This window comes from Sporosarcina sp. ZBG7A, assembly GCF_000813425.1.
Classification (GTDB): Bacteria; Bacillota; Bacilli; order Bacillales_A; family Planococcaceae; genus Sporosarcina.
The window spans coordinates 17194-31847 of sequence record NZ_JWIB01000013.1; the positions used below are offsets into that span (position 1 = coordinate 17194).

At 44.2% G+C, this 14654-nt stretch carries 14 protein-coding genes; 9 read left to right on the forward strand and 5 right to left on the reverse strand.

From position 1 onward, the window contains the following. Positions 1-64 precede the first annotated feature (64 nt). The 4 genes from RL70_RS05240 to RL70_RS05255 form a co-directional block, all read right to left on the reverse strand. Complete coding sequence (locus RL70_RS05240) at positions 65-1156, reverse strand: NAD/NADP-dependent octopine/nopaline dehydrogenase family protein (RefSeq protein ID WP_039042375.1); 1092 nt, start codon at positions 1154-1156, stop codon at positions 65-67. 63 nt (positions 1157-1219) lie between these two features. After that, the gene (locus RL70_RS05245) at positions 1220-2626 is read right to left on the reverse strand and encodes a YfcC family protein (protein ID WP_039042376.1); all 1407 of its coding nucleotides are present in this window, start codon (positions 2624-2626) and stop codon (positions 1220-1222) included. Positions 2627-2755: 129 nt separating this feature from the next. Continuing rightward, positions 2756-3478: a GntR family transcriptional regulator gene (locus RL70_RS05250; protein WP_039042377.1), complete on the reverse strand. Its 723-nt coding sequence runs from the start codon at positions 3476-3478 to the stop codon at positions 2756-2758. Positions 3479-3652: 174 nt separating this feature from the next. Next, positions 3653-4099: a DUF4385 domain-containing protein gene (locus tag RL70_RS05255; protein WP_039042378.1), complete on the reverse strand. Its 447-nt coding sequence runs from the start codon at positions 4097-4099 to the stop codon at positions 3653-3655. 445 nt (positions 4100-4544) lie between these two features. Between RL70_RS05255 and RL70_RS05260 the strand changes: the two genes are divergently transcribed. Together RL70_RS05260 and RL70_RS05265 are read left to right on the forward strand one after the other, a co-directional pair. After that, positions 4545-5045, forward strand: a complete 501-nt coding sequence (locus RL70_RS05260; RefSeq protein WP_039042379.1) for a competence protein ComK — start codon at positions 4545-4547, stop codon at positions 5043-5045. Positions 5046-5188: 143 nt separating this feature from the next. Continuing rightward, positions 5189-5515, forward strand: a complete 327-nt coding sequence (locus RL70_RS05265) for a DUF378 domain-containing protein (RefSeq protein WP_039042380.1) — start codon at positions 5189-5191, stop codon at positions 5513-5515. A gap of 51 nt (positions 5516-5566) precedes the next feature. Here the strand turns inward: RL70_RS05265 and RL70_RS05270 are convergent, their stop codons facing one another. Continuing rightward, the gene (locus RL70_RS05270) at positions 5567-7609 is read right to left on the reverse strand and encodes a helix-turn-helix domain-containing protein (protein WP_039042381.1); all 2043 of its coding nucleotides are present in this window, start codon (positions 7607-7609) and stop codon (positions 5567-5569) included. 138 nt (positions 7610-7747) lie between these two features. Between RL70_RS05270 and RL70_RS05275 the strand changes: the two genes are divergently transcribed. The 7 genes from RL70_RS05275 to RL70_RS05305 all read left to right on the forward strand — a co-directional run bounded on the left by RL70_RS05275 (position 7748) and on the right by RL70_RS05305 (position 14615). Further along, positions 7748-8197, forward strand: a complete 450-nt coding sequence (locus RL70_RS05275) for a MaoC family dehydratase N-terminal domain-containing protein (protein ID WP_039042382.1) — start codon at positions 7748-7750, stop codon at positions 8195-8197. A gap of 1 nt (position 8198) precedes the next feature. After that, a complete protein-coding gene (locus RL70_RS05280; protein ID WP_052245791.1) occupies positions 8199-8642 on the forward strand; it encodes a MaoC/PaaZ C-terminal domain-containing protein in 444 nt (147 codons plus the stop codon). 17 nt (positions 8643-8659) lie between these two features. Beyond that, positions 8660-9823 (forward strand): thiolase, encoded by a 1164-nt coding sequence (locus RL70_RS05285; protein WP_039042383.1) that lies wholly within the window; start codon positions 8660-8662, stop codon positions 9821-9823. 13 nt (positions 9824-9836) lie between these two features. Further along, positions 9837-10271, forward strand: a complete 435-nt coding sequence (locus tag RL70_RS05290; RefSeq protein WP_039042384.1) for a Zn-ribbon domain-containing OB-fold protein — start codon at positions 9837-9839, stop codon at positions 10269-10271. A gap of 223 nt (positions 10272-10494) precedes the next feature. After that, positions 10495-11688: an acyl-CoA dehydrogenase family protein gene (locus tag RL70_RS05295; RefSeq protein WP_039042385.1), complete on the forward strand. Its 1194-nt coding sequence runs from the start codon at positions 10495-10497 to the stop codon at positions 11686-11688. A 22-nt stretch (positions 11689-11710) separates the two neighbouring features. After that, positions 11711-12859 (forward strand): acyl-CoA dehydrogenase family protein, encoded by a 1149-nt coding sequence (locus RL70_RS05300; protein ID WP_082003320.1) that lies wholly within the window; start codon positions 11711-11713, stop codon positions 12857-12859. 277 nt (positions 12860-13136) lie between these two features. Further along, positions 13137-14615, forward strand: coding sequence for an aldehyde dehydrogenase (locus RL70_RS05305; protein WP_039042386.1), 1479 nt, complete (start codon positions 13137-13139; stop codon positions 14613-14615). Positions 14616-14654: the final 39 nt, after the last annotated feature.

Here is a 14654-nt window from a genome sequence, read left to right on the forward strand (position 1 = left end):
AAAGATATCTAGATAACCTATCCTAAAAAGTTTCAAACGCTAATAAATCTCAACAATTCTCCGATCACTTACGTCCAGTTTGAACAAATTCCAGGAATTCATCCACCGACAGTCCTTCTACCCCTAAGTTTTCGAGTGTCCGTGCACCTTCCATCAAGCTACGCCCCAACAGCAACTGCCCCATAGTTGCAGCGGTTTCCATATGGATTGTCGGAAGGTTTACCATCTTTCCAAGCTCAATAAATGGAACCAATCCCATTGGAATATCTTCTGTTAAATATCGGGTTTCCAACGTCTTCTGCCCGCCAATATCTTGATATACCGAATTACTACTAACTGATTCGGCCAATGTATCTTTAAATACATCATACTCAACTTCCATCTGCTGCAAGCACGATAGCAGCTCCAACCCAAATACTCTGCCAATTGCAATCCGTTCTTCATCCATCTTCTCCACATAACGTCCGATGCTCGGCGTAAACCCATCCACATAGAATCTCCAATCCTGATCAGATTCGATGATCCCTGTATTAAACAACGTGGTTGCTGGATGCAAGATAGGATTTGTATTATCAAAACTCGTAACAAGGATACTATCACATGCTTCAAATTGTGGGAATGCAGCTTGAAGTGTCTCTACGACTCTATCCGTTTCTGTCGCGGGCAACGCAGCGGTTAAAATACGATTTTTTAATCCAAATACTTGCGTTGTGCCCGGCTTAATAATACGGCAGCCGTATAGCAATGTGTTGGTCTCCCCTAATGTCACATCAGCTTTGCACCCTTCATCATCCAGCGTTTTCCGGAAAACTAGTGATCCAAATGACGCGGCAGGATTCAAGATGACAATTTGACCATCCTTCAAATACGGGGCGCATGATTTTGCGACCGATGTATGGGCTGTTGCAGGTACCGTCACAAATACGATGTCTGCGTCTTTCAGCGCCTCTTCCATACTCGTTGTTGCACAAGCGACTTTACCGAATCCCGTTAAAGCATCTTGAAGGTGAACGCCACCTTGTTCTTTGATTGCATTTATCGTTTTTTCAAAAATATCGTAAATCGTGACGTCAAACCCCATCATTCCTAAATGTCCAGCTGTCGTCTGTCCGCCATTTCCTCCACCAATAATCGTCCATTTCAGCATTTTACCCATCTGTCATCACTCCTAGTTGTATGGTTTATCTATTTGTTTATAATGTTATAATGTTTGATTGCATTAGAATGGTCCCCAGTCAATCCACACCCCTACCGCTAAGATAATCATCGTCCAAATTGTCCATTTTAGAACGAGTGGTCCTGCAAAGCGTACCCACTTTCCGAATGGGACAGCGGCAATTCCAAGTGCAGCCATCAGTACGGGGTGCGTTGGTGTAATCATGTTCCAATAGCCATCCCCAGATTGAAACGCTTGAACAGCAATTTGACGATTAATGCCGATGACATCACTGATTGAGGACATAATTGGCATGACAACTGCCGCTTGCCCTGTAGACGATGGGATAATGAAGTTGATTAATCCTTGAGAAATGTACATGCCCCACGCCGCAAACACACTGTGAAGACTGCCGAGTGGAACAGATATTGCGTACACTAGCGTGTCAATGATCTGGCCTTCTTCCATGACTACGAGAATTGCTCGTGAAAGGCCGATAATTAATGCAGCAGCTGTCATCTCCGCGGCACCTTTCATGAATTCATCCGTGAACTGATTAAAGCTGCCTTTGAACGCAATCATCCCAACGATAATACCCATAAGAAGCATAAGCGCAGAGATTTCACCTAAGTACCAGCCATATTTTAAAACACCAAATACGAGTGCTACTAAAGATAAACCGAGAACCGACATAATCCACTTATGTTGCTTTGTCATCGTCAAATTTTCCAATAACGCAGCATCTGTCTCAATTTCTTTTTCATTCTTCAGCAAACTGTTCTTTGGATTCAATTTCACCTTTTTTGCGTATCTCAATGTGTGATGAATCGCGATAATCAGCCCGCCAACCATCATCACTGAGCGTAATCCGATTCCTGAGAATAGCGGAAGCTCTGCAATTCCTTGGGCAATTCCGACATTGAACGGATTTAAAGGACCCGCTGAATATCCTGCATAAACGCCGACAACAACGATGGAAACTGCGATGATCCGGTCATACCCCATCGCGATTGTCGCAGCAAGTACAATCGCAACAAACGGCAGCGTCTCTTCTGCCATTCCGAATGTCGCTCCGCCAATTGCAAAAGCCGTCATCGCAATGATGATGAATATTGATTCTCTTCCTTTTAACCGATGGATTAGTCTTGCCAGTGCGGCGTTAATGGCTCCACTTTTTACAATGACTCCAAAAACACCCCCAACAATTAGCACAAATGCGATAATTTCAGCTGCGCCGACAATCCCTCCAAATACAGATGAAAGCATTCCCCCAATCCCAACTGGTGTTTGCTCTGTATAGCTGAAACTGTCTGCAACTATCAATTCCCGCCCAGTCTTTTCATCCATCACCCTATCAAATTGACCTGCAGGAATGATGTACGTCAACAGTGCCACAAGTACAATCATGAACATTAGCAGCGCTGTAGTTGTAGGCGGTTTCACCTTCCACTTCTTCTTCCCCTTTTCCATTTCCCCACCATCCCCTTCTTATTAATTAATTATTTAGTCAATTGAAGACAAACGTTCTAAGAAACAATAAATTATAATGTTATAACTTTATATAACATAGAAAACTATGCAATGCACAGTTTCTACTGGTTACGTGAGTTCTAGTTCCAAATAATACTTCTCTTTATCCTGTTTCATCACGAATTTAGAGTATTCAACACCGCTGCCATTCTCTGAAAACGTAATTCGTTCCCATACAAATAGAGGGGTATTCGGACGAACCCCTAGTAATTTTACTTCCTTGTCATTTGCAACTGCACCAGAAAAGTAGTTTTTAGATCGTTTAAGAGTGATACCACAAGTCTTTTTCAAGACATCGTATATGAATGCATCTTTGTTAATAACTGGCTCATTTTCTGGCCAAATCTCTTGCGGAATATACGTATATTCCAAAGAAACCTTCTCACCTTCCTCATAACCGACACGTTCTAAATAAACAAATTCAGCATCCACGGTCTTCCCTAACATCTTGGCGATATTCGGATAAACTCCATGACTTCCGCTTGAAAGTAAATCGTGGGCGCTGCTCACTTGTTCATCCATTTTAATGAACTCAGACTTATGGATGTTCTTTTCTGTTTGCTGACCCGTTACAAACGTTCCGCGACCTCGCTGGCGAATAAGCATTCCTTTATCTACTAGGTTCATAATGGCGCGCTTAATCGTGATGTTACTCACTTCAAGAGATTTAGCCAACTCGGTTTCTGTCGGGATTTGATAACCTTCTTCCCATTGACCTGAAAGAATCTTTTCTTCCAAAGTAACCTCTACTTGTGAATATAAAGGTGTCGTGACCGTTTTATCAATTTTCATTCATCCCACCTCTGTCTATTAGGTTATAATATTATAACTATTCGAAACTATACAGGTTCAACAGAAATATGTAAAGAGTTTTTTGAAAACGTTTACAATTCATTTTGAACATGCCTATCTTATGCATGGTGTTTCAGAATTTATACACCGTTCTAAGCAAAGAATCTCCCTGCTTCACCCATACTCTTTCTGATGGGCTTTCTTGCGCTTCAAGTAATCATCATCTTCACGAATTTCATCCCATCGTTCTTTAAAAATCGCTGCAGACTCCGCTTTCTCTTCATCAATTTGACGTTGTTTCACAGATCCATCTTCATTATATTTTCTTCCACCCTTGTAATTCGTGTACCGGCGAGATCGCGTGTACCCCATTTGGATAAACTTTCGCGCCATATCCATACCGACAAAATCATCATTCTTTCGATACTCTTCAAACAGTTCATAGATTTTATCCGCAGATTCTTGAGCGATTTCAGGCGTTTTAAAACGCCAAAACGGCAATATCTCACTCTTATAAGGTTCCACAAGCAATACGCCTTGCTCCCCTTTGCCTACTTTATAAAGTTCAGGATGTTTGCGGAGATCTAGGTTTTTATAGTCGAGATCGTAGTCGAATGCCATACTGTGTCACATCCTTTTTCACTCATTTCTCCTACAATTCATTGACAAAACAAGTTTTATCCACAAAGTCTACCTACCTTTAAAGTTAATATGTTTGCCTCATGGAAATCATGTTAAACTTTATGAAGTCATTTAAAAATCTCAAATAGAGACTAAATTTCAGTCGACAGCCTATAATATTTATTTGAACTTTAGAAGTACACTTACAGAACTGTTCATTTTGTGTAGAATCATTAATTTTCCCAAGAAACCCCATCCTACAGTATTAAAATCATGTTGGGCTTTGAGATGATGTGTAAGCCTCTCGTCGTGTACTTATCAACTACATCCAACGCCCCACTAACTTGTCGAACTTTGTCGATAATTAATTATATTTTCACTCTATTCCATCTTCATAATTTGTCGTATAATGGAACTATTAAACAGTTATAGGAGATGATTCGGAATGAATTGTGAAAGCTATTTGCTTGATAGCCAAGCTTTAGCACTAATGGCGCACAAAGATGATTATGGAAGTCGATCCAAAATTGTAACACTGCATGGAACATACACTTCAAAAAAATCACCTGTGGAACTTCTCAACTTAGCCTGCTTGCATAACCGAACGACTAAACGAATACAAAAACAAGCGGCTTTTGAAGTGTTGAAGTTCAAGCAAAAACCCCCATTCATTCTCTCTGAAGGTGTCGGAGTTTTTCCGACCAGCTCCTCTAAACATGAAACGTGCTGCTGGATTTTTAATCATTTCTTCACAACTAGGGAAATCGACAAAAAGACGACTGAACTAACGTTTTCAACAGGCATTAGAGTAATAGTAGCAGCCTCTTTACATATCATTCATCAACAAAATGGCCGGTTGCACACGTTACTTAGTCATTCTGCCCAAACTAAGAACGAGCTTTACTTTGAGCAATTTTTATTTAATAACGAGCGATTAAATCGATAACGCCATGAACTTTTTCAGCGACCTTCTTTTGGTCGCTTTTTAATATTTATGGATGTATGAAAAACAACTTTTGACAAAAGCTAAGGATGGATGATTTTCTACAACTAGAAAATGTAGTCCTAATTAGAAAAGGAGTTGAAAACATGCGAATCGTTACGCGAATTGCACTCGTTCTCGTCATAATCGGAGCGTTAAATTGGGGTCTTATTGGATTATTCCAATTCGACTTAGTTGCTACCTTGTTCGGCGGACAGGCTTCTATTTTGTCCAGAATTGTTTACACATTGGTCGGGATCAGTGGAATCGTCAGTCTCGGGATATTGTTTGAAACAAATGATGCAACCGATCCTGATGTGGAGCACTCTCGGTTCTCAAATCCGAATTACGGAACAGAATTTGGCGAGGAACCTGATTTCACAGAGCAACGGGATGCCGCTCGACGTCGTTCAGATGACGATACGATGCTCTAATTGAAAATACCGCCAGATCGAGTCATTCGATTTTGGCGGCATTTTTTTGGATCAAGCTCGTTGCCTTAAGTAGCAAGCAAGTTGCAACTGGAGGGCGTCGTCCGTATTCTTCAACGAGAGATCTAATGTTTCTTCTATCTTTTTTAACCGTTGGTACAACGTATTGATGTGTATGTGTAACTTGTTAGCCGCTTCGCCCGCTGAACGATTACTTGCAAAGTAAGCAAGGAGTGTCTGTTCCAGCGTTCCATCTGACCGATCGGCATCACGTAGTGGATCAAAAATATCTGTCAGAAACTTACTCACCTCTTCCGTATTGCGGCTCGTGAACAATCGGCTAATTCCAATTTCGCTATAGCGTACGAGCTGATGATTCCGCTGTCCTGCAAGCGGATTGGTCAGTGCAATTTCTGCTTCCCTATACGTTTGCTCGATTTGGCTCATTTCACGAACGAGTGAACCAATTCCACCGTGAAGCACATAGTCTGATCCTACCTTTGTTCGTTGGAATATTAAATCCTCTAGCTTCTTCTCAATAAATGACAATTGTGATAATCCTGTCACTCCTGCTACTAAAATCACTTTGTTTTGCCATCCGAATATCGTCTGAATGAGTCCACTTGCTGTTGAACGCAGTTCTGCAATCAATCTGAATATGTGGGCTTCTAGCTCCTGTGGGTCCGAGCATCCAGTTACTTGGAGCATCGCAACCGCAAATCCATCCATATTCCTAATACCGAGCGCTTCCATTTTTTTATTCAAAATTTCTGGATTCGTTGCGTGCAATAATTCATCAAACAGTTCACGCTGAGTTTTATAATAGAACGCTAACACGTTCTGCTTTTGGACACGTTCGAGTGCGAGCAGCACACTTCCTTGTTCAATTGCTAACTCGCCAATTCGCTCTAACTTTTGTGAGGATGTAGAAATCAGACAGCCGAGTACAACAGATCCCGATCGAATCGGATACAAAACGATGTCACCTGATCCAGTAAGTATAATTGTTTTTGCTATCCCTTCTAGCTTAATCTTCTCTAGCAAATCTTTATAAGTTACGCCTGAAGGTAAATTTGCAGATGATGGGATCATTTCGTTGACTAACAAATCCGCAAACACCAATGGTTGCCCCGCCATCTTACTTAACTCATCAATCATTTTCTCCGTTCCCATATTTCGGACCGACAACTCGGTTAGCGTTGCGTGAATGGCGTCCCGCTGCACTAACTTTTCGTTCAGTTCACGAATGTTGGCGAACTGTTTTGCATTGCGAATTGCGATTCCAACCTGGGTCGTAAAGATTTGCAACAGCCACAAATCACGTTCAGTCAGGAGTTGTTCTGAATTTATCTGCCCTAGATACATGACACATTCAATTCGGCCATCCACTCCGATTGGATAGGCAATCACAGATCTTATATTTGTTATATCCTCGACTCTTCTTCCCCAACGTTGCCTGTTCTCGAGAGAGATTCGTTTGACTTTCTCATACTCCAAATCTCTTGGATCCGTAATTAGAATAGGACTTCCAACTTCGAATGCATAACCAACTGGGCCTTCCCCTAAGTCGAATTCCATCTGTTGAATCTCTTCAAATCGATACCCTTCCGATGCCTTACAGATAATTTTCCCTCGTGTTTCATCCAACAACCAAAGCGTTCCATAATCGGCATTCGTAATGACGTCGAGCGTATGCGTCATTATGTTTGAAAATACGTCTTCCAAGTCGAGTGACGCGGTCGTATAGCGAATGCTGTCAACAATGCGCGCTAGCTTTGCACGTCCGGTTTCATCCGAATACTCGGAATACCCTTTGTGCAAAAAGTCGAAGAGCATTTCAAGTTCGATTTCGTCCAAATTAAATACTCCATCTATTAATAAGATGACCCGATAATCTTGTGAATAGGTGAACTGCACAACACTTCTTCCTTCATCTTGTATAACTTCAATAGGCTTCCCTTGCGTAGTTTTTGGGGGAATCATTCCATTCGGGTTGACGAGTGCATAGACTTGTTGCAGGTCATCCTTGGCAACCCAAATTGAATAGGGAGAAGTGATTCCAATCCGTTCTATTAAAGTTTCAACAGGTAATGACATAGTGCTCCCCTTCTCTCTATGGAACAATCTCTAATTATCTACTGTTAACTATAGAGATTCATACATTGTACTGTCAACAAAATTAACATACTATTTTAAGTAGGCGGAATTTTAACATGACTATTTTGGAGGTGCCTCATGGATTTAGATAAAAGCATGATTGGGATTGCAAGCAAACCGTATATTGCTGAAGTCGATCGAGAGCGTGTTACCCGCTTTGCGCAAGCAATTGGTGATGAGAATCTCCTCTATTTTGATGAAACCTACGCGGCTGACACTGCTTATGAAGACGTGACTGTGCCACCCACTTTTTTAGTTGCACTTAGCAGCAACGCGGAGTTTCCACTGAAGCTAGATTTCAAACGGATGCTTCACGGTGAACAGGAATTCATCTACCATCAGCCAGTCCGAATTGGAGATCGCCTTGAATGCACGATGGCTGTTACAGACGTGTACGATCGTGTTGGGAAAAGTGGAACGATGCAATTCCTCGTTCTCGATACGGAAATTAAAACTGAAGATGGTGTTCTAGCCGCAGTATCGCGGAACACGATTATCTATAGACCCGCAAAAAAGGGGGCCGAATAAAATGAAAGCGATTACAAATATACCATTTTCTGAACTACACGTGGATAGGGAGCTCCCATCACTCACAAAACCACCCGTAACACGCGAACAACTGGTTCAATACGCTGGGGCATCGGGGGATTTAAATCCTCTTCATACAGATGATGACTTTGCAAAAAGCATCGGCATGGATGGTGTCATTGCCCACGGCATGCTCATTATGGGATTCCTTGGACAATACGTACAAGAACTAGCTGGAACGAAAGCTGTCATCAGCAACTTCAGTATGCGTTTCGGCGCGATGACGAAGCCTGGTGACGCGATTACGTGCAGTGGTGTTGTGAAGCAACTCACTGAAATCAATGGTAATCGTGTAGCTGAACTTGAATTGATTGCAGAAAAAGCACCTGGTGAACGGGTTGGAACTGGATCTGCAACGCTTACTTGTAAAATCGATAACGACTGACTAAGGAGGTAGCACACATGGCAACTTATTCAAATCAATGCGCAATCGTCGGTGTCGGCGAAAACCAGCGCTCCCGTAAATCCGGGACGACTCCCCTTCATATGGCACTCACTGCAGCACGTAATGCACTCGCAGATGCAGGGTTAGATGCAAAAGATCTCGATGGGATTATGAACTATTCAACTGGCGGCGATTCATGCCCTTCACACGAACTCGCAACGTACCTTGGATGTCATCCGAAATATGTAAAAGACGTAAGTGGTGGTGGCAGCAGTACGGAACTGCTGATTGCAGATGCGGTTGCGTTAATTGAAGCAGGCATGTTAGAAACCGTCCTCATTTATCGCTCGATGAATGGAAGTTCGGGTGTACAAGTGGGACGAGGTTATGATCCGAACATGCTTCAGGAAATGCTGCCAGGTGGTAGTTTCATCATGCCGTATGGTTCCGCAAGTCCCTCACAATGGTTCGGAATGTTTGCGAATCGCCATATGCATGAAACGGGAATTACGAAAGAGCACTTAGGACATGTGTGTATTAGTTTCTATGAGCATGCACAGCGAAATCCGAATGCATTTTTGAATGGAAAACCACTCGATATGGAAACGTATCTCGCAACGCCTGATATCAGTATGCCATTTAATATCCATGACTGTTGTGTGGAGTTGGATGAAGCGAATGCAATCATCGTGACGTCTGCATCGAATGCGAAAAACTGCAAATCGAAGCCGGTTTTCATTGCTGGCATGGCACCTCGGACGACACATTCCCACGTTCATTATTGGACGCAAGTCGATGAAGTTGCGGCAGATCACGCAGCAGCGGATCTGTACAAGTCAGCTGGTGTGAAACCGGAAGATATTCAAGTTGCTTCTATCTACGATTGCTTTAGTTGGGTCGTGCTGCGACAGCTTGAATCGTATGGGTTCGCTAAACGTGGTGAAGTCGGTGATTTCGTTGCGGCCGGTAACTTAAAAATGGGAGGAAGTCTCCCTTCCAACACTGCGGGCGGCATGCTTTCAGAGGGTTACACTCACGGTATGAACAACGTATTGGAACTGGTCCGTCAATTACGACATGACTATAAAGGGACGGAACGCCAAGTGAAGGATTGTGAGCTCGGGATCGCTACTGGATGGGCCGGTCCTGATATTGCAGGTGCGATGATTTTACGAAATTAAAGGAGGCGTCTTGATGACTAAACAGACTGCATATGAAAAGCCGATTCCGTTGAAGACCCCAGATAATCACGAGTATTGGGACGCTGCGGATCGACATGAACTTAAACTACAAAAGTGCTCAGCATGTAGCACATACATTCACCCTCCTGGCCCGGCTTGTCCGACTTGTGGAAGTCCGGAGATGGAGTGGGAGCTGCTTGGTTCGGATATTACGGCGACGGTGTATTCCTATATCGTTTCGTACCGACCGTTTTTGCCGGGGTTCCAACATGATTTGCCGACTGTGATCACGGTGGCTGCGTTGGACGCGGCGCCTGATGTGAAGATTATGGCGAATATTATTGAGTGTGATCCGGCGGATGTCGAGATTGGGATACCGCTGAAGATGACGTGGGTTGATGTTACGGATGACCGCGCGTTGCCGCAGTGGGTGCTGGCTCGGGGGTAATGATTCTTTAATAGCCTCTATCATTATTAAAATAATCTACTTGTTATAGGAGATCCGTTGATTGGAGCGGAAGACGGCGACTCCTGCGGAATCAGCGAAGATCGAAGACCCCGCAAGGAGCGCTAGCGACTGAGGAGGCTGAGATCGAGCCCGCGGAAAGCGTCCGTCTGCAGCGCAAATCAACACTGTTTATTATCTCAGTTAAGAGAAAGGGTGTGTCTCAATGGACTTTACATTTACGAAAAAAGAGGAGAAGTTTCGCGGGGAACTGCGTGGCTGGCTTGAGGTGAATTTGCCGAAAGGTTGGTTGCAAGGCGATCGGAAGCTTCCTGAAGACAATGAACACTACTCGAAATTCCTGCGCGATTGGCAGCGGACGTTATATGAAGGTGGTTGGGCGGCGATTTCTTGGCCCAAAGAATACGGCGGGCGTGATGCGACGCTTATGGAAGAAATCATTTATCACCAAGAAATGGTTCGCGTCCAGTCCCCTCCCCTTGTGAACTATATCGGAATTCATATGGTCGCACCGACGCTCATGCAAATGGGAACGGATGCGCAAAAAGAGGAATTCATCGAGAAAATCCTGACAGGTGAACAGGTGTGGAGTCAAGGGTATTCTGAGCCGGGTGCAGGATCCGACCTTACCGCCCTCCAGACTACTGCCGTGAAAAAAGATGGCAAATGGGTCATTAACGGACAAAAGGTTTGGACGAGTTTTGCACATCTAGCAGATCGTTGTTTCCTACTAACGAAAACGAGTCAATCGGAAAAGAAACACGAAGGCATTACCGTATTCCTTCTCGATATGGACCAAGAAGGCGTTGAAACGCGTCCAATCGTTCAAATGGATGGGCATCAGGAATTCAATGAAGTCTATTTGACAGATGCTATAGCGACGGACGAGGATATTGTCGGCGAAGAAGGCAAAGGTTGGGCTGTCCTCATTGCGCTCATGCTTCACGAACGTTCCGGTATTGCGGCGCAAGTGTTTACGCTTGAACAGCAATTTGACAGTGTCATTGAAATGGCGAAAACCGTCCGTGTGAACGGCTGTCTTCTTATCGAGGACCCTTTCGTTGAAGACGGACTTGCCGATTTGTATGCTCGCATTAATGGCGCCAAGCTGAATTATTATCGGAATATCACACACACACTCAAAAATGGTCGTCCAGGTCCTGAAAGTTCGCTCGATAAATTACTTGTTAGTGAGTTGACGAAAGAACTCTTCGACTTCGCAATGACAATTCAAGGTCATGCTGGCGTGTTAATGAATGATGATTCTGTCTTCAGCGCGGAGATGCAAGGCCAGTATCTCGCATCATTCGGAGCAACGATTGGCGGAGGGACGAGCGAAGTTCAGCGCAACACAATCGGTGAACGCATTCTCGGACTCCCGAAAGACTTAGGACGATAACGGAAAAGGTGAGGTGACTACTATGGATTTTGCATTAAGCGAAGAACAAGAGCTGTTTCGTACAGCGATTCGTAAATATATGAATGATCTTGACCGAACGGCATTCGCACGTTCCGTCATTAGTGGCAATTTGGATGTTGTTGCTAATGCTACATCTGGGCTTGCTGAGATGGGCGTAACCGCCATTCCCGTTTCTGAAGAAGTGGATGGTCTAGGTCTTGGCGCACTCGATCTCGTGCCAGTTTTCGAAGAAACCGGACGAGTCTTGTTACCTGGACTTCAACTTGAAACACTTGCACTCGCAGTTCCTTTACTCGAGTCGTTCGGAACGCCTGCACAAAAGGCAGCCCGCCTTCCTAGCGTTGCTTCAGGAGAAAGTTCTGTCTCCATCGCTTGGTATGAGCGTGACGGCAGTTTGTTCCCGAACTCGTTCAGCTGTATTGCAGGAAAAACAGAAAGTGGCTATGCACTGACAGGTACTAAAACTCTTGTCCCTGTTATAGGCGATCCTGATACATTCATTACAGGTGCACAAACTGCTGAAGGTAAGTCGTTATTCCTCGTTAAAGCGAGTGATGTTGCATCATCCCGTATGCTTTCTGTCCTTGATGAAACCCAACAACTCGCAGAAATCACGTTAAACCAAGCGCCCGGTGAGTTGCTTGGTGAACCGGGTCATGCCGCTGAAATGTTGAAAGAAGGTTTGTTACATTTCAATGCAGCTCTATGCTCCAGCATGGTTGGTGGAATGGATGAGCTTGTCAAAATGACGGCAGAATACGCGAAGATTCGTGTGCAGTTCAATCAGCCGATTGGGCGTTTCCAAGCGATCAAGCACGGAATCGTCAACATGAAACTGGATTTAGAGACAGCACGTTCCCTCTCCTACTATGCAGCTTGGGCAGTGGAAACGAATGCTACGGATAAAGCAGCTGCCGTCCATAGCGCTCGGTCGTTCATTTCCAAGGCGTTTATCAAAGCAGCAGCAGATTCGATTCAGATCCATGGTGGCATCGGCTTCACTGAAGAACTCGACGTGCAGCTGTATTTGAAGCGCGCACGCTATTATGAAAACTATTTCGGTTCTGTGCGCGACTCTCGTAGAGCAACCGCACAATCACTCGAATGGCATTCAACTCCCGCCAAACGTGATGCCGTACCGGTTTCTTGAATTTATAGCATGTGAATGGCTGGATAGGGCTCATGGTTGATGTGTTTATGAGCACATTTCAACGGTTATGATCACTTATTGCGGCTTATGAGCACTTTCTGGAGTTTATGATCACTTTCTTGGGTTTATGAGCGCAAATCGTAATTTATGAGCATATTCCGCGGGTTATGAGCAAATATCACAATTTATGAGCACATTCCAAAATTCATTGGTGCTCTCCAATAGTTTTTGAAGATACACAAGAAAAAAGGGCGGCTAAATAAGGAGGAGAATGAATATGGCAGTGTCAACAGACTTGAAAGAGTATCAGAACTTGATTGGTGGAGAATTGCGTGCAGCAACTGGGGGTGCACTTACAGATAGTATTGACCCTTCTACCGGTAAAGCATGGGCACGAGTTCCGAAAAGCTCCAAGGAAGACGCAGTAACGGCAATCGAAGCGGCACAGAAAGCATTTCCTGCGTGGAAAGCATTATCTGCTGGTGAACGTGCTGCGTGTTTGCGTGACGCTGCTGAAATCATTGCATCGAATGGTGGAGAACTTGCTGGACTTGAAACTCAAGACAACGGATGGGTGATTCGGGAAACTTCATACGGACTGATTCCTGTCTTGCAGCAAGTTTGGCTAGATGCAGCGGGTAAAGCTTCAGAAGCAAATCGAGGTCAAACCGTTCCTATGAGTCCAACAAGTCTTGGGTACACATTACGTGAACCTTATGGTGTCGTAGTTGGCATTACACCGTGGAACGCACCTCTGTTTACATTTTCAATTAAAGCGGCTTATGCACTTGCTGCGGGGAACACAGTTGTCATCAAACCTTCCGAACAATCAGCGGTCTCTTCTCTTCACCTAGCTAACTTGTTAAAGGATGTTTTCCCTGAAGGCGTTCTCAACGTCATTTGTGGCCCTGGCTCTGAAATCGGAGACACACTCGTCGAACACCCTGCTGTTGATAAAGTGAGTTTAACAGGTTCAGGGGGCACTGCTACCTCAATCGCTAGAGCAACGGCTGGAAAGCCAAAGCCTATGATTCTTGAGCTTGGTGGAAAATCTGCCAATATCCTATTTGAAGATGCCAATATAGAAAAAGCGGTCGAAGCAATCAGTTCTTACAGTATTTTCACAGGAAACTCAGGTCAACTTTGTGTCGGAAGCTCCCGCCTGCTCGTGCACCGGTCGATTATTGATCAGGTAGCTGACGGGATTAAAAATTATCTTCAAAATCCAGAGTTGAAACAGTTTGGACCTACGATGGATCCAGCGACAACTACTGGCCCTATCGCAAATAAATCTCAGTACGAAAGTATACGTTCTTATATCCAGCTTGGGTTGGACGAAGGCGCAGAACTCGTTTACGGTGGACGCTCTGGTGGATCTGAACTCATTCCAGACCGAAGCGACTTGGCAGACGGCTATTGGATCGAACCAACTCTTCTTAAAACAGAGTCCAATACATTAAGAGTTTGTCAGGAAGAAATTTTCGGGCCTGTTTCAGTTATGATTCCGTTCGACACGGAAGAAGAAGCGATTGCGCTAGCCAACGGAACAGAGTTCGGACTAGCTGCAGGTGTTTGGACGAAGGATCTAAGTCGCGCACATCGTATGGTTGCATCACTTGAAGCAGGAAATGTATGGGTAAACACATATGCGCGAGTTGGAGTGGATCTCCCATTTGGTGGTGTAAAGAGCAGTGGATTCGGAACTGACTCAATCGAGGACTATTCTCGAGAAAAAGCATGTGTAATTGAATTGTAATCTAGCGTCTCGGTTGGTTTTAATATCTGCCGAGACTCT